Genomic DNA, 20569 nt, shown 5'->3' with positions numbered 1-20569 from the left:
CCTGGGAAGGGAGGGGCGACAGCAGTGACTACCGCATGAGTTCGCCGGCGTTCACGAGCAGTGACTGCCCCGTGATCGCCCGCGCCCGGTCGGACGCCAGGAACACCGCGGCGTCCGCCACGTCCCCGTCCGTGGCCAGCTCGGGCAGGGCCATCCGCTCGGTGAGCCGCCGCAGCACGTCCGCCTCGGGCACGCCCTCGGTGTGTGACGTGAACTGCACGTACGCCTCCACGGGCGGCCCCCACATCCAGCCGGGCAGCACGGTGTTGACCCGGATCCGGTGCGGTCCGAGTTCCCGCGCGAGCGAGTACATCGCACTCGTCAGCGCGCCCTTCGACGCCGCGTACGCCGCCTGGCGCACCTGGCTCGGCGCGGCCACCGACGACTGCGTGCCGATGATGACGATCGAGCCGCCCCGGGCCTTCAACGCGGGCAGGCAGGCCCGGGTCATCCGCAGGGTGCCCAGCAGGTTCACGTCGATGACCGACTGCCAGGTCGCGAAGTCGGCGTCCTGGAGGCCGCCGAAGTAGCTGTCCCAGGCGGCGACATGGACGACCGCGTCGATCCGTCCGAACCGTTCCGTCGCCAGCGCGGCGAGCGCCTCGCACTGGCCCTCGTCCGTGATGTCGGTCGCCCGGTACGCCGTGTGCGAGCCGTCCGGATCGAGCTCCGCCGCCGACTTGGCGAGGTTCGCCTCCGTGCGCGCACCGAGCACCGCGTGGCCCCCGTCGCGCACCACCGCCGCCGCGACCTGATGGCCGAGTCCGGCCCCGACGCCCGACACGACCACGGTCCTGCCCGCGAGCAGTGACATCGCTGCCTCCCCTTCGGTTGCCGTACCTCTGGCGCATTATCTGACGGAGCGTCAGAGTAGGGGCGTCGACCGGAGGAAGGAAGGGGAGCGACGTGAGTGAGCAGACCCGCAGCGAGGTGTACGCGGAACTGGCCGCCGTGGGCCCGTACGGCGTCCGGCCGGGCCATGCCCTGATCACCATGGTCGAACCGCACCCGGGCCACGAGTACGCGTACAACCGCTGGTACGAGGACGACCACTACTACGCCGGCGCGATGGCGATGCCCTGGATGTACGCAGGCCGCCGCTGGGTCGCCACCCGCGACCTCCAACTGCTGCGCTACCCGGAGAAGTCGGCGGTCGCCCAGCCGGTCACCGCGGGCTGCTACCTCTCCACGTACTGGGTCACCGAGGGCCGTTACGACGACCACATGAAGTGGACCGTCGGCATCAACAAGCGGCTCAACCGCGACGGCCGCGTCTATCAGGACCGCACGCACGTCTTCACGGCCTTCCAGGACCACGAGGCCACCGTGTACCGCGACGGTGCCGCGGGACCCCGCGACCATCACGCCCTGGACCACCCGTACGCGGGGCTGGTGCTGGAGGTCGTCGACGCGGAGTCCGCCGAGCGGCGCGCCGAACTGCTGGAGTGGCTGCGCTCCCGGCACCTGCCCAAGCGGCTCGCGGGCTCACCGGCCGCCATGGTCACCGTCTTCAGCCCGACCCCGCTGCCCGGCGACCGGATGACGTACGTCAAGCAGGTCGAGGGCGTGGACACACGGCTGACGCTGCTGTGGTTCCTGGAGGCGGACCCACGGGACTGCTGGGAGGAGTACTTCACCGGGCTCGACGCGGAGGTGGCCGCCGCGTCCGCCGACGGCCCGGACTCGGGGGCGCTCGGCAGGGTGGAGCTGGTAGCGCCCTTCATCCCCACGATCCCGGGGACGGACAGGTACGTGGACCGGCTGCGCTAGCCGGCGGGGTCACCCCACCCGGCGCAGCGCGGGGGAAAAAAGCCGAGCCCCCTCGGCCAGGACGGCGGGCCGGTCGAGAGGGCTCTGTCGGTGGATCGTATGAAGTTGTGTCGGGTCATGTGCCGGACGTGGCGTGGGGTCGCACCTCAGACGAGGCCGGCGGCCCCACGGCTCACGTCGGCCACGAAGACGTTCCAGGCGTCCGCGGGAAAGGCCAGGGTGGGGCCTGCGGGGACCTTGGAGTCCCGTACCGCCATCGCCGCGGGGACCGGGGACTTGACCTCGACGCAGGCACCGTTCCCGGTGGAGTAGGAAGACTTGGTCCACGTGTCGGTGGCGCCCTGCTGAATTGCCATTTTCGCTCCAGTAAGCCAGTCGTTCATCTGTGAGTACCCCCGACGACGCGGTCGACGCGGTGCCACCGCGCCACGGGTCCGCTTCGGAACCCGCAGTCCGGTTTGCGCCAACGTTGTTGTTCGGTGGCGTGATCGACGCTACTCGCCAACATCGGCTGACGAAGCGACTATTCACTCGACTGGATGGCATATTCCAATGGGGTCTTCCGCCCCGGCCCGGCGAAGGTGTATCGTCCGGCACCTTCCCGTCAGGACCCCTCCGTGAGGCCGTCCCCGACGTCCGGAGCCCCCCGCCTCAGCGCGCGTGCTCCTTGGCGATGTCCGCGATGAACTGGCGTGACTGCTCCACGTTCAGGGCCTGGGCCCGCAGATGCTCGTACATCACGCTGTACTTCTGGACGTCGTTCGCCTTCTCCAGGTACAGGTCGCTCGTCACGCCCTCGATGTACACCACGCTGGAGTCCGCCGCGTCGGGGAACTCCAGGATCGCGTACTGGCCGTTCAGCCCGGGGTGCGCTCCCATGTCGAAGGGGATCACCTGCACCGTGACGTGCGGAAGTTGGGACTGCTCGACGAGGTGCTCCAGCTGGTCGCGCATGAGGGAACGGTTGCCGACCGTTCGGCGCAGGGCGGCCTCGTCGAGGACCGTCCACAGACGCAACGGGTTGTCCGGCGCGGAGATTCGTTCCTGCCGCTTCATCCGTACCTGGACCCGCTTGTCGATGTCGCCGGGCGCCGTCTCCGGCAGCGCACCCGCGATCAGGGCCTCGGCGTACGACCGGGTCTGCAGCAGGCCGGGGACGACCTGCGGGTCGTACACGCGCAGCGAGGCCGCGTCCGTCTCCAGGCCGATGTAGACGCTGTACGGGATGTCGCCGAAGGAGTGCCACCAGCCCTGCTGGCGCGAGTCCTTGGCCATCTGCATCAGCGAGTCGACGATCCGGTGGTCCTCGACCTCGTAGACGCCGCACAGGTCACGGACGTCCCGCTGGCTGATGCTGCGCCGCCCGTTCTCCAGCCGGCTGATCTTCGACTGCGAGACCAGCAGCCGCTCGGCGACCTCTTCGGCCGTCATGCCCTTCAGTTCGCGGAGCCGGCGCAGTTCCTGGCCCAGCCGGCGCCGCCGGACGGTGGGATTGACATTGGACGCCACGGGACGTGCACCTCCGGCTGCAGGCCTGTACTTTGCGTATCTGCTGTTGAGCAGATTGCCACCAAGGTGCTTTCTACCGCTGGGAAACAGCGGATATGCGCTGGGTGCGCGCCAGTTCGGCGATCCGCCGCGCGGCGGCGTGCCTCCGCGGCCCCGGATGCGGCCGCGCGGGGCGCTGGGGCCGTGTCGTCGTCCGGACGTACGGCCTCATCGCCCCGCGCGAGCCAGCGGCTCCCGAACCGGGTCGTGGGGACTGCGGTGCGGCGCTGAGGTTCTGGCGGTGCTGGTGGTTCCGGCGGTGCTGGTCCTGCTGTGGGGTGCCGTGGGACTGCGGCTCAGTGCACCACGGCGCGCGCCATGGAACCGCGGCGCGGTTGCATCGGAACACCGCGGGCGGGTTCCGGCGCGGACCTGACTCCGGCGGTGGCCGGACGGCCTGCCGGTGCCGGGTTGCGGCGAGGCTGAGCGGCCACGCCGTTCTGGACGTCCATGACCGCGTGGGCCACGAGACCGCCCATGGGGTCATGCCTGATCAGATCCCGCAGCCGGGAGCGGGACGAGCGTCCCTCGTTCCCCGGGTACAGGTGCTTGCCGAGTCCGACCGCGTGGGCCAGCGCGGCGAGCGCCGCGGTCCGCGGGTCCGGCGGCACACCGGTGCGGATCGCACTGTCCAGCCGGGACCTGATCTCCCGGCTGATCGCCGTGTCCGTCGCCTGGTAGCGAGTCGTCGGCAGCACCCCGCACATCTGGCCGGCCACGGCATGGACCATGCCGCACCTCTCCAGATGCGAGAGGTAGGTCTGGCGCAGCCCCAGCCGGGGTCCGCCAATCCAGTTGACCGCGCGTACGGGTGCTCCGCGGCGGCGAAGCAACTCCAACGCACAGTCCAGTGTTGGATCTCCAGTCGGCCGTGGGGCCACCACGGCGATACGATCCCCGTCTGGGGCTATCCGTCCGGCCAGCGCCAGCTCCACTAGCTGTGCTCCGGCCAGACCGAGGTCGAGCGACTGCGGCTGTGCGGTGGTACCCGTGGTCGGGTCCAACGCCAGCAGCAGAAGCTCCTCCGGAAGTGTTCTGCGGCTCCTGCCCATCCATGCCTCCCCGCGTGGATGAATGACAGGGTGACCCCTCTCACATCGGTCTGTCGAGGGTGCGTGACCGGAATGCAGTGGAACCGGTAGGTATGTCGTTCTCGTCTACCACAGGGGCCAAGCCCTCACACAGGACACTGGTACATGGTTCGGACAGCGGTGTTCGGGCGGCGGTTCAACGGATGACGGTTCGTTTGGACGCACGGGGCGTGCGTCGCATGGAGGAGGCATCGGTGGCGGGCGAGTCCCCCGACAGGTCGAAGCAGCACGAGTCGTCGGCGCCGTCGGCAGAACCGACGCCGGTGACCCCGGCTGCGGTTCCGGGTCCGGCGCGCGGGGCCGCGTCGAGTCCGTCCACGGCTCCGGCTTCGGCCGACCCCCGCGTGGCGATGGCCCGCGAGAGGGCGGCCACGGTACGGGTGGATCAGGCGACGGCGGTGTTCTCCACGAAGGCGGTCACGGCGGAACGGGCGGTGACGGAGGCCGAGTCGGCTCCCGAGTCGGCTCCCGCGTCGGCGGACACCGTGGACTCCACGGACGCCGCCGACGAGCCCGCCGGGTCCGGCGGGGCCGGGTCCGCGGGCGACGCCCGGCTGCGCGCGGCCGTGGCCGCGTGGGTGGCCGGTACGGACGAGGAGGCGCCGGCGGGAGCCGGTGAGCCCGCCGGGGCCGGGACGTCGGCCGGGGCGGGGGAGTCGGGGCGTGACGCCGACGGTGCCGACGACGACGCCGATGCCGCCGACGACGCTGTGAACGATGGCGCCGACGCGGGCTCCGACGACGCTGCCGACGCCGACGCCGACGCCGACGCCGACGCCGACGCCGACGCCGACGCCGACGCCGACATTGACGCGGACGCGGGCTCCGGCGCCGAGGCCGACTCCGTGGACGCTGACGAAGCGTCAGCGGCGGGTGCCGACGCCGCCGAGGGGCAGAGCTCCGGGGCAGCCGCCGAGGAGGCCGCGGACACGGCTGCCGACACCGACGCCGCCACCGACGGGTCCGGGGACGAGCCCCGGGACGACGTGGCGTCCGGCACGGCCACCGACGACACGACCGCCGACGACACGGCCGAGTCCGGGTCCGGGGCCGAGCCCGGGTCCGAGCCCGAGTCCAAGTCGGGGGCGGACGCCGCCCGCTCGGACGAGACCGCCGCCCCCGGCCGCCCGAAGAGTGCGCCCGAGGACTCCCGGGAGGACTCCGCGGACGCGGGGGACCCTGCGGACGCGAAGCCGGCCGCGGACGCGGAGACGCCGGAGGACGCCAAGTCCCCGGCCGACGCCGAGGCTCCCGCCGACTCCCAGCCTTCGGACGGCTCCGAGCCTGCTGCGGACGCCAAGTCCCCGGCCGGCGCGGGCTCCGGCGTCGACGCCAAGTCCCCGGCCGACGCCGAGGCTCCCGCCGACTCCACCGAGGCGAAGGCTCCCGCCGACGCCGAGGCCTCCGCCGGCAGCGACGCCCCCGCCGACGCCAAGTCCTCGGACGGCTCCGAGCCGTCGGCGGACGCCGAGGCTCCCGCCGACGCGGGCTCCGGCGCCGGCGCCGAGTCCCCGGCCGACGCCAAGGCCCCCGCCGAGCCGCCCGTCGACCAGCCCACGGCCATCTTCAAGGCGCCGCGGCCGCCCGCCGTGGACCAGCCCACGACGATGCTCAAGCTGGGCGGCGGCACCAGGCCGGGCGCCGGCAAGGCCCCCGCGAAGCCCGGGGACGAGCCCGCCGGCAAGGCCCCCGCGAAGCCCGCCGACAAGCCGGCCGCGAAGCCCGAGCCCGCCGCCGAGCGCACCAGCAGGTTCGTCGCGCTCAAGCCGCTCGACGAGCCCGCCCCGGCGAAGCCGAAGCCCGCCGAGTCCGCGCCCGGCACCGCCGACAGGCCCGCCGCGGACGCGACCGCCGCCCTCCCGCAGGTCGGCCCCGAGCGCACCACCCAGCAACCGCTGCCGCCCAAGCCGCCGCTGGACCTCCTGGCGGAGCTGACGAACACGCCGCCGCCCCCGCAGACTCCGGTCCGCACGATCGTGCGGCGGGTCAAGATCTGGACCCCGCTGGTCCTGCTGCTCGCCGTGATCTTTGCAGTCGCGCAGGCCGTGCGTCCGCTCCCGGCGGCGTCGCTCGCGCTGACCGCCGACGAGACGTACACCTTCGACGGCGGCTCCCTCGACCTGCCGTGGCCCGGCCAGGGGCAGTCGGCGATCGAGGTGGAGGGCGTCGGCAGCCTCGGCACCGACGGCAAGCAGACGCCGGCGCCCATCGCGAGCGTCGCCAAGATCATGACGGCGTACGTGATCCTCCAGGAGCACCCCCTCAAGGGGGACGAGAGCGGCGAGAAGATCACCGTCGACCAGCAGGCCGAGGACGAGTCGAAGCTGCCGGACGAGTCGACCGCGGCGATGTCGAAGGGCCAGCAGTTCACCGAGCGCCAGATGCTCCAGATGCTGATGATCCCGTCGGGCAACAACGCGGCGCGGCTGCTGGCCCGCTGGGACTCCGACAACAAGAGCTTCGTCGCCAAGATGAACGCCGCGGCCGACGAGCTGGGCATGACGAACACGACGTACACCGACCCGAGCGGTCTGCAGAAGACGACGGTGAGCACGGCCACCGACCAGCTCAAGCTGGCCAAGGAAGTCATGCAGAACGACGTGTTCCGCGGCATCGTCGGGATGGCCAGCGCGAAGATCCCCGGCCTCGACAAGCCCATCTACAACAACAACGACCTGCTGGTTCAGCAGGTCGGGGTGATCGGCCTGAAGACCGGCTCGTCCACGCCCGCGGGCGGCAACCTGGTGTGGGCCGCGACCAAGACGGTGAACGGCAAGACCCAGACCGTCTACGGCGCGGTCATGAACCAGAACGCCGGAACCGGCAAGGTCTGGGACAGCCTCCACCTGGCGCTCGTCAACAGCCAGAAGCTGATCGACAAGGTCCAGAAGGGTCTGACCACCGCCAAGGTGGTGAAGAAGGGGCAGATCGTCGGCTATGTGGACGACCAGCTCGGCGGCCGGACCCCGGTCGTCGCCACCAAGGACATGACGGCCATCGGCTGGCCGGGTCTGAAGACCGAGCTGTCGATCGGTGACGCGGGCAAGGCGGTCCCGCACTCCGGCAAGGCCGGCACGGTCGTCGGCGAACTGACGGTCGGCGACGGGTCCAGCCACGCCGTGAAGATTCCCGTGGCGCTCCAGTCGGACCTCGTGGAACCCGGCTTCGGCGCGAAGCTGACGCGCGTCGGCTGAGCCGCCGCCGTCGCCCGGACGGACGTACGCACCGATGACGTACCCGCGCACGTGTCGGTGACGTATTCCGGATACGAGCACACGCCCCGCACCCCGCCGACGGCGCCCCACCCGGGCGCCACCCGGCGGGGTGCGTGCTAGCGTCGCGAAGTCGGGGCTGCTCGCCGCGGGCCGCGGGTCCCGGACGAGAACGGAAAACGGGACACGGGGAGTGCCTTGCAGTGGCGACAGCGGAGCCGACACACGCCGACGACGCCGATCCGGGCCCGGGCACGGGTCCGCGAATACCGCTGCGCTCCCGCATATCCGAGGAGGCCGGTGACGACCCCGGCGCCCGGGAGCAGGAGCACGGCACCCGGCTGAGCCGCTTCCTGCGGCACCCCGTCACCCTGGCCACCGTCCTCTCGGGTGTGCTCCACCTCGCCTGGTTCTTCACATTCGCGAACAGTGGTGGGGATCTGGCGGCGCAGGACGCCTGGGCGGAGTTCGTCGGGCGTCACCCGGACTCCGCGTACAACCTCGCCTGGTACGGCGGGATGCACCCGGTGTCGTACAGCGTGGTGTCGCCGTACCTGATGTCCGTCCTCGGCGTCCGCACGACCATGATGATCGCGGGGACGATATCGGCCGGCCTGCTGATGCTGATCCTGATCCGCAGCCGTGCGGTGCGCAATCCGCTGTGGCCGGCCCTCGCCGGGATCTTCGCGCTGCTGTGCAACGCCATCTCCGGCCGGGTGACCTACGGCCTCGGCATGGTGTTCGCGCTCGCCGCGACGGCCGTCGTGTTCTGCTGGCCCTACCGCTGGCGCTACAAACGCTGGGCGAAGGCGCTGTGCGCGGCGCCGCTCGCCGCGCTCGCCACCACCGCGTCCCCGGTGGCCGGACTGTTCGTGGGCCTGGTCGCCGTCGCACTCTTCCTCCAGAAGCGCCGCCCCGGCGCCTACGCCCTGGGGATCGCCCCGACGATCGTGGTGGCGGTGTCGGCCTGGCTGTTCCCCTTCTCCGGAACTCAGCCGATGACCGTCTACTCGGTCATCCTGCCGTTCCTGTACGCCGGGTTCGTCTTCTTCCTCGTCCCCAAGGAGTGGACGACGGTCCGCATCACGGCGGCCGTGTACGGCACCGCCGTCGTCCTCGTCTGGCTGATCAGCTCGCAGATCGGCTCCAACATCACCCGCCTGGCCATGCTCTTCGGGGGCGTCGCCCTGCTGGCGGCACTGCCCTTCACCGTGCCGCGCTCCCGCAAGTGGTACGTGATCGTCGTCGCCTTCGTCGGGTTCACCACCTGGATCGGCGTCAAGTCGGTCGACGACATCATCCACACGACCCCGGCCGCGTCCTGGGCCCGCGAGCTCGCCCCCCTCGTCAACCAGCTCCAGGTGGTGGGCGCCGAGAAGGGCCGCGTCGAGGTCGTCCCCGCCCGGTCCCACCGCGAGGCCTCCGCCCTCGCCCCCTACGTGAACCTCGCCCGCGGCTGGAACCGCCAGGCCGACATGGAGCGCAACCCGCTCTTCTACGACGACACCCTCAACTCGGCGAACTACCACGAGTGGCTCCAGCGCTGGGCCGTCCACTACGTCGTGCTGCCCAAGGACGAGCCCGACGGCGACGGCGGGGAACGCGAACGCCAACTCGTCCAGCGGGGCATGCCCTACCTGCGCCAGATCTGGGGCGACGCGAACTGGCAGCTGTTCGCCGTCACCGACCCCGTCCAGCTCGCCGAGCCCGACGCCGTCGTCGAGCGCGCCGAACAGGGCGAGATGACGATCGAGGTGAAGAAGGCGGGCCGCATCCTGATCCGCGTCCCCTACTCGCCGTGGCTGAGCATCGTCGACGACAAGGGCAAGAGCCTGCAGCCCCCGCAGGAGACCGAGGAGTCCAAGCACCGCGAGGACAGCACACCCAAGACGTACGACAACCTCAACGGCTGTCTGATGCCGACCGAGGAGACCCCGGCGGGCGACAAGTGGACGGAGCTGCTGGCCCCGAAGCCGGGCACCTACCGCCTGGCCGCGCCCTACCAGCTGCCCCGCGGCACGCCCTGCCCGGAGGACATGCGCTGACCCGGCGGGGCCCACGCCCCGCCGACCCGCGCCGCCTCACTTCACGGGGAACGCCACGTCGCACACCGGGTCCTCGGGCCCGGCGGCGTCCCAGTCGGCGAAGTACACCTCCCGGCAGGGGCCGTCGTACGACAGTCCCCGTTCGGCGATCCACGCCTCGACGGCCTCGAAGGCCACGTGGATCTGCGGATAGGCGACCTGTGCCTTGGGGATCCGGGCGTAGGCCAGACGCCGCGCGGGCTCGACGCGGACCTTGACCTCCCGGCCCCGCCCCTGCGCGCGGACCCACGCCCGCGCGGCGTCGGCGTCCGCGACCGGCACACAGGCCTCCACGGGCCCGTCGCTCTCCGTGCTGACCTCCGCGTAGTAGACGACGAAGGGCGGCCCGTCGAACCCTCCGCAGGCGCGGGCGCCCTCCTCCAGCCGCCCCAGCGAGGCGGGGATCCACACCGGCAGCTCGGTGGCCAGGACATGCCGTGTCTCCGTCAGCACCACCCGCTCGGGCACCTCGACGGTCTCGACCACGAACTTCTCGTACATCTGCGAACTCCTCCCGGACAGCCGTCCACGGAGGTACGCGGCCAGCGCCCGCTGCGAGGCGAAGCGTTCCTCGGCGTCGTCCCAGTACGCGCCGAGGAGCGAGGCGGCGGCGGACCCCTCCGCCTCCACCACCTCGGCGATCCGGGCGAGCGGCATGTCGAGCCGGCGCAGCAGCACGACGAGCCGGGCCCGCTCGACCTGACCGACGCGGTAGTAGCGGTAGCCGCTGACCTCGTCGACGTGCGCCGGGGTCAGCAGCCCCAGCCGGTCGTACAGCCTGAGCGCCTTCGCGGACAGCCGGGCCCGAGCGGCGAACGCGCCGATGGTGAGCAGGTCCCCGTCCACGGCGGCACCCCCTTCTTCCTGGGCCCGGTCCGCCCCTCGTCACCTCCGTCACCGGGCGCCTTCCGCCCGGTGACGAGGACGCTCCCCCCTGCCCCAGGGGCAAGGTCAACGACGTCAGGCGGCGAGCTGCTTCTCGACCGCCGCCACGACCTCCGCCGACTCCGGCTCGGTCTGCGGCGAGAAACGGCCGACGACCGTGCCGTCGCGCCCGATCAGGAACTTCTCGAAGTTCCAGCGGATGTCACCGCTGTGGCCCTCGGCGTCCGCGGTGCCCACCAGACCCTCGTAGAGGCCGTGCCGCCCGTCGCCGTTCACCTCGACCTTCTCGGTCATCGGGAAGGTCACGCCGTACGTCGCCGAGCAGAACTCGGCGATCTCCTCGGAGGTGCCGGGCTCCTGGCCCATGAACTGGTTGCAGGGCACGCCGAGCACGGTGAAGCCCTGGGCCGCGTAGCGCTCCTGGAGGCGCTCCAGGCCCGCGTACTGCGGGGTCAGCCCGCACTTGGAGGCGACGTTCACGATGAGCACGGCCTTGCCGCGGTACTGCGTGAGGTCGGCGGAGCCGCCCTGGAGGGCCCCGATCTCGATGTCGAGCACAGAATGGTCAGTAGTCATGAGCGGATGCTAACTCCGCCCGGTGACAGGACCGTCAGTCGCGCTGGGCCGTGACGAGCACCTCACCGGCCGCCGTCCGCGAGTACAGCACCGACCGCCCCGCCCGCCGCCGCTCGACGAGCCGGGCGTCCAGCAGCACCTTCAGATGACGTCCGACCGAACCCAGCCCCTGTCCGGTCACCGCGACCAGCTGGCTCGTCGACATGGGGGAGTCCAGGAGCACGAGCACCCCCGCGCGCGCCGTCCCCAGGAGCGCGCCGAGGCTCTCCGGCACCGCCTCGGCCCGTCCGTCGGCGAGGACGCCCGTGCAGGGGTACACGACGGCGTACCGGTGCGGATCCTCCCAGGACACCCACCCGGCCCTCGGGGTGACGGGTACGAACAGCAGCTGGGCACCGGAGATCTCCCGCGGCGGATACTCGTGGAGGTTCACCTGGAGCCGGTTGTCGCCGAGCCACCGCGTCCCCGGCCGCAGCGCGTCGAGCGCCGCGGCCCAGCCGCCCTGGCTCAGGTGCGCGGTCCGTGCCACCACGTCCGCCTCCAGGACGCGCCGCCGCCGCTCCCAGTCCGGGCGTACGCATTCCTCCCACACGTGCGTGAGGAGATCGGCGGCGCGCCCGGGCAGGTCGTCGCGGCCCGCCAGCGCGGCGGGCAGCGGGCCGCCGAGCGAGACGGCGAGATGCGCGCGCGCCGCCTGCGGCGGGGTCTCCCGCACCCTGGCGATCTCCGCCTCGAAGGGCTCGTCGCCGTACGGGGTCGGGGTCAGGAAGTCGGCGATCCACTCCCGCCCGAGCCCGGAGCGGATCAGTACGGCGGTGAGCGGGTCGGCGGCCAGCCGCCTCCGGTAGGCGGGCAGATGGTCCCGCAGCCACCGCAGCTCGCCGGGGTGCGAGGCGGTCCCCGACTCCAGCGTCTTCAGGGCCGCGAAGGTCTCGGCGAGCGGGGACAGCACGAAACGGCTGCCGGCGAGGGTGTCGGCGTTGACCTGCCACCAGCCCATGCGCGCACCCTCCGTCCGTGCTCCTTGGCCCGCCCTCGTTCCGGGGCCTGTCCCTGTTTTGGACCGTCCGTCGTTCCGGGGACCGTCCGTCGCGACGCCTGTCCGCCGCGCGGTCCGGTCCCTGTCCGTTGCGGGCCCGGTCCGCTGTCGGGTCCGGTCCGTGTCCGTCGCGCGGCCGTCCGCCGTCGGGTCCGGTCCGCGACCGTCCGGCGGGGGCCGTCCGTCGCCGGGAGCAACCCGTCCCCGGCGCGGGGCCGTCCGCCGTCCGGTCCGTGACCGTTGGTTTCGCCCCCGCGCGAAACAATATCGACCGTCCCGCGGCCCGCCCCAGACTCCGCGCATGCGCAGCTACTCGGACCTCTTCCGCACCCGGGAGTTCACCCCCCTCTTCCTCTCCTCCGCCCTCCACGCGGCGGCCTCGACGATCGGCGGCCTGGCCATCGGCACGCTGGTGTACAGGGCGACGGAATCGCCCCTGCTGTCGGCCGTGAGCATGTTCGGCCCGCAACTGGCCCAGGTGGCCGGCGCGACCACCCTGCTGTCCGCGGCCGACCGGCTGGCGCCGCGCGCCACCCTGACCGGCATCGCGCTGTCGTTCGCCGTCGGCACGGCCGTGATGGCGACGCCCGGCCTGCCCGTCTGGACGGTCCTCGCCCTCATCGCCGTCCTCGGCCTCGTCTCCTCGCTCGGCGGCGGGGTCCGCTGGGGCCTGCTCAACGAGATCCTCCCCAAGGAGGGCTACCTGCTGGGCCGCTCGGTCTTCAACATGGTCAACGGCCTCATGCAGATCACCGGCTACATGACGGGCGCCGCCCTGGTCACGCTGCTCTCCGCGCAGGTGACCCTGGCGACCGCGGCGGTCCTGTACCTCGGGTCGGCCCTGACCGTCCGCCTCGGCATGGCCCGCCGGGCACCGCGGGCCACCGGCCGCCCCTCGGTGGCGCAGACCTGGCGCACCAACGCGCTCCTGTGGTCCTCGCCCCCGCGCCGGACGACCTATCTGCTCCTGTGGATCCCCAACGGCCTGATCGTCGGCTGCGAGTCCCTGTTCGTGTCGTACGCCCCCGACCGGGCCGGCCTGCTCTTCGCGTCCGCGGCGTTCGGCATGTTCGTGGGCGACGTGACGATCGGCCGCTTCGTCCCGCCGGCGGTCCGCTGCCGTCTCGGCATCCCCTATCTACTGCTCCTGGCGGCCCCGTACCTGCTGTTCGCGCTGCGGCCGGGCACGGCCGTCGCGGCGGTCTGCGTCGCCGTCGCCTCGGTCGGCTTCGGCGCCAGCCTCATCCAGCAGGAGCAGCTGATGTCGCTGACCCCGGACGAGCTGAGCGGCCACGCGCTCGGCCTGCACTCCTCGGGCATGCTCACCCTGCAGGGCGTCAGCGCGGCGGTGGCGGGGGCGGTCGCCCAGCTGACCTCGCCCGGCGCGGCGATGACGGTGATGGCGCTCGCGTCGCTGGCGACGACGCTGACACTGGCCTTGGTCCCCGCACGACGACGGCCCGCGCGGCCTGACCCGGAGCCGGAGTCGGGCCCGGCACAGGAACCTCGGCCCGGTCCGGCCGCCGCACGGAAGCCGGAGCAGACACCGGAATCGGCGTAGGCACCGGAGCCGGCAGGCCGGCCCGGGCCGCCGGGGTCCCTTGGGGCGGCCAGGGTCCCCCGGGGCCGCCAGGGTCCCCAGGACCCGTGGCCGTCTGTCGCCGCGCGCGCCGGCGGGCTAGCTTGGCCGCGTGGACGACGGACGCGAGCGTGACGGGCGCAGGCCGAGGGTGATCGTCGTGGGCGCCGGCTTCGGCGGCATCGCCGTCGCCGCCGAGCTGCTGCGCCACGGCCTGGACGACGTCACCCTGCTGGAGGCGGCGCCCGGGCCCGGCGGCACCTGGCACCACAACCGCTACCCGGGCGCCGCCTGCGACGTACCGAGTCACCTGTACTCGTACTCCTTCGCCCAACGCCCCGACTGGACCCACCTGTTCTCGCACCAGCCGGAGATCCTCGCCTACCTGAGGCGGACGGCGGACTCCCTCGGCATCACCCCGCGCATCGTCACCGGCACCGAGGTCACCGCCTGCACCTGGGACGACCGCACCTGCACCTGGACGGTCCGCAGCCGCCGCACGGACACGACCGGGCCCTACGAGGAGCGGGTGGCCGACGCGCTGGTGCTGGCGACCGGGCAGCTGGACAAGCCGTCCTTCCCCGCCGTCGAGGGGCTGTCCCGCTTCGCCGGCCGCAGCTTCCACTCCGCGCGCTGGGACGACACCTACGACCCGCGGGGAAAGCGCGTGGCGGTGATCGGGACCGGCGCGAGCGCCGCCCAGCTCGTCCCCGAGATCGCCCCGCTGGCCGCCCGGCTGACGGTCTTCCAGCGGACGGGCAACTGGTTCCTGCCGCGCAGCGACCGCCCCACCCCCGCCCTCCTGGCCCGGGTGCTGCGCCGCCTGCCGGTGGCGCGCCGGGCCTGGCGGGGACTGCTCCACCACGGCATCGAGCTGATCACCCTGTGCGTCCGCCACCCCCGCACGGTGGGCCGGATCGGCGCCGCGCTCTCCGCCGCCCACATGCGCCGTCAGCTCCCCGACCCGGAACTGCGCCGCAAGGCATGGCCCGACCACCCCTTCGGCTGCAAGAGGGTCCTGCTCAGCTCGGACTTCCTGCCGGCCCTGCGGCGCCCGAACACGGAACTGGTGACGGACCGGATCGTGCGGATGGAACCGGAGGGCCCCGTCACCGCCGACGGCCGCCGCCACGACGTCGACTGCGTGATCTACGCGACCGGCTTTCGCACCAACACCTTCATGCTGCCGATGCGGGTCACGGGCCGCGGCGGCCGCACGGTCGAGGAGGCCTGGTCCGAGGGCGCCCAGGCCCACCTGGGCATCACCGTCTCCGGCTTCCCGTCGATGTTCCTGATGTACGGCCCCAACACCAACACCTCGGGCGGCTCCATCCTGTTCTTCCTGGAGGCGCAGGCCGCCTACGTCCGCCGGGCCCTGCAACTGACCCTGCGGACCGGAGCGGCGGCCCTCGACGTGCGTGCCGAGGCCCAGGCGCGCGGGCTGGAGCGGTTGCGGGCCCGGTTCGCGGGTACCGCATGGACCGCCTGCACCTCCTGGTACCGCACGGCCGACGGCCGCAACGTCGCCAACTGGCCCGGCTACATGGGCGAGTACGCGGAACGGACCCGCCGTGTGGACCCGTCGGAATACCACCTGATCCGCGCGCCGCGCCCCTGACGCGCCGCAACCGGCCACTCTCCGGACGGGCGTTGACACTCTCCGTGTCCGCCAGCTAACTTCGCGGCGTCGTCGCCACACCAGGAGCACCAGGCTCCATCGGGACTAGCGACGCGAAGGACACTCTCCAGTTGACGACTGCGACCGTCTCCGAGATCCAGCACGTCACTCCCCGCCCGACCATCGCGGGCCTTTTCCGAGTCCAGCCCTACACACCGCACTGCCAGGTCATCCACGCCGCGGGCGACCACGCCGTGATCGGCGTCTCGCCGGGCAACAGCTACTTCTCGGCTCGCCGGGTCGACGACCTGGCCCGCTGGGGCGCCGAGCACTTCGACCGGGTCGACCTCGTCTACACCGACCTCCATGTGGCCGAGATGTACGAGGCGCTCGGCTATCCCGCCGACGAAGCCCGGCGCAAGGCGGTGAAGAACCTGCGGGGCGTACGCGCCAAGGTGACCGCCGCGGCGGCGGCCCACGGCGCGGGCGGCGGGAGGCTCGCCGCGCACGCCATGTCCGACTTCGCGGACAACCCCGCCTACCGGCGGATCCACGACCACATCCGGGAACTCCTCGACGAGGACGCGGAGTTCCGCGAAACCTGCGACGCACTGGTGGACGCGTACCTCGCCACGAAGGTCCTCGACGGGCAGGCGGCCACCGAGCGGCAGCGCGCCGTGTGCCTGGAGTACGTGTGCGCCGAGGCACCGCTCTTCCTGGACACCCCGGCCATCCTGGGCGTCCCCTCCTCCCTCAACTGCTACCACCAGCTGCTGCCGATGGCCGAACTGCTCTACGCGCGCGGATCGGGCCTGCGCGCATCCCGCAACCAGGGGCACGCGATCGTCACGCCCGCGGAAGGAGCCGGCGATGCCCACTGAGGAACTGCTCGACTTCCCCTTCTCCTGGCGCGGCGATCAACTCCCCTCCGAGGTAGCCGAGTTGCCTGGGTCGACTCCCGTGCGCCGGGTGCGGACCATCGCCGGGGACGAGGCCTGGCTGGTCTCGTCCTACGAGCTGTGCACCCAGGTGCTGGAGGACGCCCGCTTCAGCCTGAAGGACACCTCGGCGCCCGGCGTGCCCCGCCAGTACGCCCTGACGATCCCGCCCGAGGTCGTCGACAACATGGGCAACATCACCGGCGCCGGACTGCGCAAGGCCGTCCTCAAGGCCCTCAACCCGAAGAGCGAGGGCCTCGCCGACTGGATGCGCTCGCACGCGGCCCGACTGGTCGACGCCCTGCTCGCCGAGGGCGCGCCCGTGGACCTGCGCGGCGGTTTCACCGACCCGTACTCGGCGGGCATGCACTGCCACATCCTCGGCATCCCCCAGGCGGACGCACCCCGGCTGATGCGCAGCCTGGACATCGCGTTCATGAACTCCGCCTGCCCCGTCACCGGCGCCCGCCTGAACTGGGACCGGGACATCGCGTACATGACCGACCGCCTCGACGACCCGTCGACGACCGGCCTGATGTCCGCGCTGGCGGCCCTGCGCGAGGACCCGGAGTACGCGCACCTGACCGACGAGATGCTGGCGACGGTCGGGGTGACGATGTTCGGCGCGGGCGTCATCTCGACGTCGGGGTTCCTGACCATGGCCCTGGTCTCCCTCTTCCAGCACCCGCGACTGCGACGGGAGGTGACGGAGCACCCCGAGAGGATCCCGGCCGCCGTCGACGAACTCCTACGCATCAACCTCTCCATCGGCGACGGACTGCCCCGACTCGCCCTGGAGGACGTACGGCTCGGCGACGTCGACGTCCGCAAGGGCGAACTCGTCCTGGTCCTTGTCGAGGGCGCCAACTTCGACCCCGAGGAGTTCCCCGACCCGCTCAGGCCCGACCTGACCCGCGAGAACAGCACCACCCACCTGTCCTTCGGCGGCGGACGCCACTACTGCCCGGCCACCGCACTGGGCAAGCGCCATGCGGAGATCGCCCTGGAGGCCGTGCTCACCCGCATGCCCGACGTCCGACTCGCGGTGCCGATCGAGCAGTTGGTCTGGCGCACCGGATTCATGAAACGCATCCCGGAGCGGTTGCCGGCGATGTGGTGACGGACGACGCCGGCCGGGGCCCGAAGGGCGGGCGGTCCCCGGCCGGCGTGCGGTGTCGCCTCCGCCCGCCCTAGGGATTCAGACGCCGCCCGCGCGTCCGGCTCCGTGCGCGTGGGCGGCGTGGACGGCGAGCACGTGCTGGAACTGCTGCCTCGCCTCATGGACGCGACCCGTCGCCAGATAGGCCTGGCCCAGGCGGGAACGGATGTCCATCTCCAGCCAGTCGTAGCTGGGTTCCGTGAGGGGGGACAGCAGCGCGTGCTGACGCAGGGCCTGGTGGTGGAGGGCGACGGCCGCGTCCGGGTCGCCCTCGGCCTGCTCCGCCGTGCCCAGCCGGGTCAGGCTGCGCGCGCACAGGAAGACGTCCCCGGCCTGCTCGACCAGGCCGACCGCCCGGCGGAGCATGCGCTTGGCCTCACCGTGCTCGCCGAGCCGCAGGTGGACGTCCGCGGCGCAGCTCAGGGGCCTGCCGAGCATGCGCGGTCTGCCGTCCCGCTCGGCGTGGGTCCGGGCGGCGGCGAAGCAGGCCAGCGCCTCCTCGTCGCGTCGGCCGAAGTAGTGGGTGAGCCCGAGGATGACGAGCGCCATCGAGGCGACCCAGTCGCTGCCCAGCCGCTCGGCCAGCTCCGCCCCCTCCGCGGCATGGCGAACAGCGCCGTCACCGTCCCCCAGACTCAGGTCGAGAGCCCCCAGCCCGGTGAGGGAACGGGCCTTCTCGTGCGGGTCGGGGTCACGCCGGCCGATCTCCAGCGCCTCCATGAAGCAGGCGCGGGCCTGTGGGTACCGGCGCTGGTGGACACAGATGTAGCCCAGGCAGTTCCGCAGGGCCTGGGACATGCGCGGATCGCCGGCCTCGTCGATCCGCGCGAGCGCGATCTCCAGCGCCGTCCGGCCCTCCTGGTAGCGGCCCCGCCGCACGAAGTAGTCGCACAACGCCTCCGCGATCCAGCAGGCGAAGTCGGCCTCGCCGTGGGCCGCGGCGTGCGCGACGACGTCGGGCAGCTCCCCGCCGGCCGCGTCCAGCCAGGCCTCGGCGTCCTGCCAGGTGCCGAACGGCGCGCCGGAGGGCCGCGGCCCGGTGGGGAAACCGGTACGGCCCCAGTCGCTGGTGATCCGGCCCGCGTCGAGGAAGAGCCGGTACGCGGCGCTGCGCGCCGCGGCGGCCTCGTCGGGCACGGCCTCGGCGACCCGCCGCGCGTGCACGCGGACCAGGTCGTGCAGCCGGTAGCGGCCCGGCCGCGGCTCCTGCAACAGGCTCGTGTCGACCAGGCTCTCCAGGACCCGCTCGGTGTCGCGGGGCGGCGCGTCGAGCACGGCCGCCACCGTCAGCACGTCGAACTCGACCGTCGGCGCCGCACCGAGGGCGCGGAACCCGCGCTGCTGCCCGGGCGTGAGCTGGTCGTACGACAGGCGGAAGGCCGCCTCCACGCTGCGGTCCCCGACGCTGAGTTCACCGAGCCGGTGCTCGTCGCCCGCCATGCGGCCCACCAGGTACTCCACCGTCCAGGAGCGGCGGTTCTGCAGCCGCGACCCCGCGATGCGCAGCGCCAGCGGCAGCCCGTCGCACAGTCCGACCAGCCGCCGCGTCGCCTCCGGCTCCCCGCTCGCGCGTTCCGCTCCGATGAGGTGGGTGAGCAGCGACACCGCGTCCCCGCTCTCCAGGGGCTCCAGGGTGACCCGGCGGTCGGCGTCCAGTTCCGCGAGCCGCCGCCGGCCGGCCACCAGTACTCTGCTGCCCGCCCCCGCGGGCAGCAGCGGCCTTACCTGGTCGGCATCGAGGGCGTCGTCCAGCACGAGGAGCAGCCGCAGCGGGCTGGTCGCCGCGCGCCAGGCGGCGGTGAGCTCCTCGAGGTCGCCCGGCAGCTCACCGCTCGCCGCGCCGAGGCTGCGCAGCAGCCGCTGCAGGGCCCGCTCCGGCGCCTGCCGCCGCTGCGCGCTGTGCGCGTGCAGGTCCACGAACAGGCAGCCGTCCGGGTGGTGGCCGCTGAGCTCGCGGGCCGCGCGCACGACGAGCGCGGTCTTGCCGACCCCGGCCGTACCGTCCACCGTGACGACCGATACGGACCCGGGCGCGGCCGGCGCGATCAGCTGCGCCAGCTCGCTGTCCCGGCCGATCAGCCGGCCCGAGTCGCCCGGCAGGTCGTTGACCGTGCGGCGGGGCGAGGAGACCTGCCGTGCCGCACCGGGTACGTCGGTGGTGGGGGCCGCGGCCGGGCCGAGGAGACGTTCGTCGTCCCGGCGCAGCACCGCTTCGTGCACGCGGCGGAGCTCGTCACCGGGGTCGACGCCGAGCTCCTCGCGCAACCGCCCGCGCATGTCCTGGTAGACGCCCAGCGCCTCCGCCTGACGTTCGCTGCCGTACAGGGCACGCATGCGCAGCGCCACCAGCGACTCGTCGGCCGGATCGGCCGCGGACAGGGCGGCGAGCTCGTCCAGGGCTTCGGCGAACCGGCCCGTCAGGACGAGGCATTCGAGCCGTTCCAGCCGAACCGTGCGCAGGCGTGCCAGCAGCCGCTGCCGCTCGGCGTCGGCGTACGGTCCCGGCAGTCCGGCGAGCGGCTCGCCGTCGAACAGGGCGAGAGCCGCCGACAGCCGGTCCGCCGCCGTCGCCGGGTCGCCGGACGCCTTCGCCCGCTGGGCCTCGTCGACCCGCTCGGCCAGCTCCGCCACATCGAGCCGGACCCCGTCGACGACGAGGCGGTATCCGCCCCGCTCCCCGCGGATCAGCGAGTCCGCCGGAGCGGTGCCGCTCTCGTCGAGCGTCTGCCGCAACCCGTAGACGTAGCTGGGCAGTACTTTGCGGCCGGACTGCGGCGGGCTCTCCCCCCAGACTCCGTCGAGCAACTGCTCGCGGCTCACCAGGAGTCCCGGACGCAGCGCCAGCGCGGCCAGCACGGCCTGCTGCCGGACGGGCCCGAGGGCCAGCTGTCCGCCGTCGCGCCAGGCCCGCATCGGCCCGAGCACCGCGAGTCGTAACCGTCGACGGGATTCCGAGCCCACCCCGAGGCCTCCGCTCCGCGCATCATCAGAATTTCACCGGCATTGCAGCGTCTTCCGCGAGGGTGTGCAAGTGCGGCGGCCGTGGACCGGGGGAACGGCCGCCGCCTCC

15 protein-coding genes are annotated in these 20569 nt (G+C 72.8%); 7 read left to right on the top strand and 8 right to left on the bottom strand.

What is annotated here, in order from left to right; all coding sequences use genetic code 11:
* Window positions 1-28: 28 nt before the first annotated feature.
* Complete coding sequence (locus BKI49_RS16185) at window positions 29-814, bottom strand: SDR family oxidoreductase (RefSeq protein WP_095934991.1); 786 nt, start codon at window positions 812-814, stop codon at window positions 29-31.
* Between the two features lie 92 nt (window positions 815-906).
* On the opposite strand from BKI49_RS16185, the gene BKI49_RS16180 reads away from it, so the two are divergent.
* Window positions 907-1770 (top strand): hypothetical protein, encoded by an 864-nt coding sequence (locus BKI49_RS16180; protein ID WP_095934990.1) that lies wholly within the window; start codon window positions 907-909, stop codon window positions 1768-1770.
* A gap of 146 nt (window positions 1771-1916) precedes the next feature.
* On the opposite strand, the gene BKI49_RS16175 is transcribed toward BKI49_RS16180, so the two are convergent.
* The 3 genes from BKI49_RS16175 to BKI49_RS16165 all read right to left on the bottom strand — a co-directional run bounded on the left by BKI49_RS16175 (window position 1917) and on the right by BKI49_RS16165 (window position 4370).
* Window positions 1917-2126, bottom strand: a complete 210-nt coding sequence (locus BKI49_RS16175; RefSeq protein ID WP_095934989.1) for a DUF397 domain-containing protein — start codon at window positions 2124-2126, stop codon at window positions 1917-1919.
* A gap of 295 nt (window positions 2127-2421) precedes the next feature.
* Window positions 2422-3279, bottom strand: coding sequence for a helix-turn-helix domain-containing protein (locus BKI49_RS16170; protein ID WP_028802748.1), 858 nt, complete (start codon window positions 3277-3279; stop codon window positions 2422-2424).
* 335 nt (window positions 3280-3614) lie between these two features.
* The gene (locus BKI49_RS16165; protein ID WP_095934988.1) at window positions 3615-4370 is read right to left on the bottom strand and encodes a GOLPH3/VPS74 family protein; all 756 of its coding nucleotides are present in this window, start codon (window positions 4368-4370) and stop codon (window positions 3615-3617) included.
* Window positions 4371-4789: 419 nt separating this feature from the next.
* Here BKI49_RS16165 and BKI49_RS16160 point away from each other — a divergent pair, with 419 nt between their 5' ends.
* Together BKI49_RS16160 and BKI49_RS16155 are read left to right on the top strand one after the other, a co-directional pair.
* Window positions 4790-7603: a serine hydrolase gene (locus BKI49_RS16160; RefSeq protein WP_257004820.1), complete on the top strand. Its 2814-nt coding sequence runs from the start codon at window positions 4790-4792 to the stop codon at window positions 7601-7603.
* 221 nt (window positions 7604-7824) lie between these two features.
* Complete coding sequence (locus tag BKI49_RS16155; protein ID WP_095934986.1) at window positions 7825-9666, top strand: hypothetical protein; 1842 nt, start codon at window positions 7825-7827, stop codon at window positions 9664-9666.
* 36 nt (window positions 9667-9702) lie between these two features.
* On the opposite strand, the gene BKI49_RS16150 is transcribed toward BKI49_RS16155, so the two are convergent.
* The 3 genes from BKI49_RS16150 to BKI49_RS16140 form a co-directional block, all read right to left on the bottom strand.
* Window positions 9703-10551 carry a MerR family transcriptional regulator gene (locus tag BKI49_RS16150; protein ID WP_095934985.1) on the bottom strand — a complete coding sequence of 283 codons (849 nt, stop codon included), beginning with the start codon at window positions 10549-10551 and terminating at the stop codon, window positions 9703-9705.
* Window positions 10552-10665: 114 nt separating this feature from the next.
* A complete protein-coding gene (locus BKI49_RS16145) occupies window positions 10666-11166 on the bottom strand; it encodes a glutathione peroxidase (RefSeq protein ID WP_095934984.1) in 501 nt (166 codons plus the stop codon).
* A 34-nt stretch (window positions 11167-11200) separates the two neighbouring features.
* Complete coding sequence (locus BKI49_RS16140) at window positions 11201-12166, bottom strand: ArsR/SmtB family transcription factor (RefSeq protein WP_095934983.1); 966 nt, start codon at window positions 12164-12166, stop codon at window positions 11201-11203.
* Between the two features lie 340 nt (window positions 12167-12506).
* Here BKI49_RS16140 and BKI49_RS16135 point away from each other — a divergent pair, with 340 nt between their 5' ends.
* From BKI49_RS16135 to BKI49_RS16120, 4 genes are all read left to right on the top strand, one after another.
* Window positions 12507-13766, top strand: coding sequence for an MFS transporter (locus BKI49_RS16135; protein ID WP_095934982.1), 1260 nt, complete (start codon window positions 12507-12509; stop codon window positions 13764-13766).
* A gap of 130 nt (window positions 13767-13896) precedes the next feature.
* A complete protein-coding gene (locus tag BKI49_RS16130) occupies window positions 13897-15402 on the top strand; it encodes a flavin-containing monooxygenase (RefSeq protein WP_095934981.1) in 1506 nt (501 codons plus the stop codon).
* 131 nt (window positions 15403-15533) lie between these two features.
* Entirely contained in the window at window positions 15534-16283 is a 750-nt protein-coding gene (locus BKI49_RS16125) for a cyclodityrosine synthase (protein WP_095934980.1), read from the top strand.
* Window positions 16273-17460, top strand: coding sequence for a cytochrome P450 (locus BKI49_RS16120; protein WP_095934979.1), 1188 nt, complete (start codon window positions 16273-16275; stop codon window positions 17458-17460). The genes BKI49_RS16125 and BKI49_RS16120 overlap by 11 nt, the downstream gene beginning before the upstream one ends.
* A 78-nt stretch (window positions 17461-17538) precedes the next feature.
* Here BKI49_RS16120 and BKI49_RS16115 read toward each other — a convergent pair whose 3' ends face one another.
* Window positions 17539-20460, bottom strand: a complete 2922-nt coding sequence (locus BKI49_RS16115; RefSeq protein ID WP_257004819.1) for an AfsR/SARP family transcriptional regulator — start codon at window positions 20458-20460, stop codon at window positions 17539-17541.
* Window positions 20461-20569: the final 109 nt, after the last annotated feature.

This window comes from Streptomyces sp. Tue6028, assembly GCF_002300165.1.
GTDB classification, from domain to species: domain Bacteria; phylum Actinomycetota; class Actinomycetes; order Streptomycetales; family Streptomycetaceae; genus Streptomyces; species Streptomyces siamensis.
Note: the sequence above shows the minus strand (reverse complement) of the source record. Positions and strands in the feature narration are given on the sequence as shown.